General features: G+C 59.7%; 2 protein-coding genes. Both read right to left on the reverse strand.

Features of this window, described 5'->3' with window-relative positions:
• Positions 1-1,160, reverse strand: a 1,160-nt coding sequence (locus tag JNL55_RS29825) for an alpha-N-arabinofuranosidase (RefSeq protein WP_293863200.1), incomplete at its 3' end; no start/stop codon positions are given.
• An 11-nt stretch (positions 1,161-1,171) separates the two neighbouring features.
• A complete protein-coding gene (locus JNL55_RS29830; protein ID WP_293863202.1) occupies positions 1,172-2,098 on the reverse strand; it encodes a Gfo/Idh/MocA family protein in 927 nt (308 codons plus the stop codon).
• Positions 2,099-2,152: the final 54 nt, after the last annotated feature.

Genomic DNA, 2,152 nt, shown 5'->3' on the forward strand with positions numbered 1-2,152 from the left:
GTAAGAATCATCGCCTGTAACACATTGACCATCTGCGCGATGTTGGTCATCTTCACTCGCTCAGCGTGACGATGAAAAATATCCAGCGTCAACGACGCGACCAGAGCATCCCGCAAAGTGTTTTGTTGGTAGAGGAAGCCAGGATTTCGACCCGCCTCCGGGTCGTACCAGGTGCCCCACTCATCGACATACAGAGCCACCTTCTTATCCGGGTCATGCTTATCCATGATGGCCGAGTGCTTGGTCACTAACTCATCCATGCGCAAAGCATGATTCAACGTCGACGCCCAGGCATCTTCAGTGAAGCCAATGGCAGGCCCCTTGTTCTCCCACCGACCCGGAAAGGTGTAGTAGTGAAGTGAATAAGCATCCATATGCTTGGCCGCCTGCGACAGCAGCACTTCCGTCCAGTGATAGTCATCCACATTCGCGCCGCTGGCGATCTTCAAAGGTCGATTGTCACGGGGGGCTTTGACGAACGTGGCGAACTGTTTGTACAGGTCCGCGAAATATTCCGGCCGCATGTTGCCGCCGCAGCCCCACGTTTCATTGCCGACGCCGAAGTAGGGCAGCTTCCAGGGCTTCTGTCGTCCGTTCTTGCGACGTAACTCAGCGAGCGTCGATTTGGTGTCGGAGGTGATGTACTCGACCCATTCGGCCATTTCCTGCGGGCTGCCAGAGCCGACGTTGCCGGACACATACGCGTCCGCGCCGATCAACTCGGCGAAGTCGAGAAACTCATGCGTGCCGAAGGAGTTCGGCTCTTCGACCGCGCCCCAGTGCGTGTTCACTTTCACGGGGCGCTGGTCGCGCGGGCCGATGCCTTCGCGCCAGTGATATTCATCGGCGAAGCAGCCGCCAGGCCAACGAACCACAGGTACTTTGAGTTTCTTCAGCGCCGCGACCACGTCGTTGCGATAGCCGCGCGTGTTGGGAATCGCTGAGCCTTCACCGACCCAAATGCCTTCGTAGATGCCGTGGCCGAGATGCTCGGCGAACTGGCCGTAAATGTTTTTATCGATGACGGCGCCAGGTTTGCTGGCATCGACCGTCACCGACACAGCAACCGATTCCGCTGCGCCGGCGGTGAATGGCACCAAACCGAGAGTCGCCAGACCGAGCGCGGCGGTCAGGCGGAGGGCCCCCTGAAGAATCGGCATCTTGTTGTCCTCTATTCGATGAAGGGATCGACCATGGTTCGCCGGCCGCACAGGAACGCATCGGCGACCAAGCGGAAGGCGGCGAGATCGACATCCATGTGTCGCTCGCGAACCAACGGTGCGAAACGCGCATACAGATTCGCGTACTCGCGATCTGGCGCCGAGACCATCGCTTTGCCGTCGACGTGCATTACTGAGCCACCCTTGGAGAGCAGCAGATGGCCGTCGTCGGTGTCGATGTCGATATCCCAGCTTTGCGGGCCGGTCTGGCGGAAATCGAATTCTGCGCGTACCGGCAAACCGCCGGGCCCTTGCAAGCTCAGCTCGGCGGCGATGGGCGTTTCACAATTAGAGGGGAAGTGCAGCTCGGCGTCTTTCAGCACCAGCGGCTGCGGCAGAATGCGAGTGATGATGGAGAGTGCGTTGATCCCCGGGTCGAACACGCCGAGCCCGCCGGCCTTCCAAATCCACGCCTGACCGGGATGCCACACGCGTACATCTTCCTTCCACGTCACCACCACCTTGAGAATCTTGCGACCGACCAGCCAGTCACGCGCCGGCTCGACGGCGGCAGCTTCGCGCGAATGCCAGGTAGCAAACAGAGCAAGCTGCTTCTGTTGTGCCAGATCTACCAACGCGGCGACTTCATTCAACGTCGCGCCCGGCGGCTTCTCCAGCATCACGTGACGATTTTGTTCCAACGCGAACCGCGCGATCTCGTAACGAACCTGCGGCGTGCAGCACAACGACACCGCTTCGATCTCCGGCTGCTCGCGCAACGCAGTTTCGAGGTCGGGGTAGCTGGGCACGCCGTCAAGTTTGTTGTTCGGGCTGGCAACCGCCACCAGTTTGTTTTTGGGATTGGAGGCCATCGCAGGGAGATGTTGATCGCGCGCGATCTTGCCCAGGCCGACGATGGCGAGTTTGAGCGGGCACATTAGTTACAGCGCCTGGTCACCAACACTGGGCGATTAGCTGCTCGCCATCGGATT

This window comes from Steroidobacter sp., from assembly GCF_016790065.1.
Taxonomy (GTDB): Bacteria; Pseudomonadota; Gammaproteobacteria; order Steroidobacterales; family Steroidobacteraceae; genus Steroidobacter.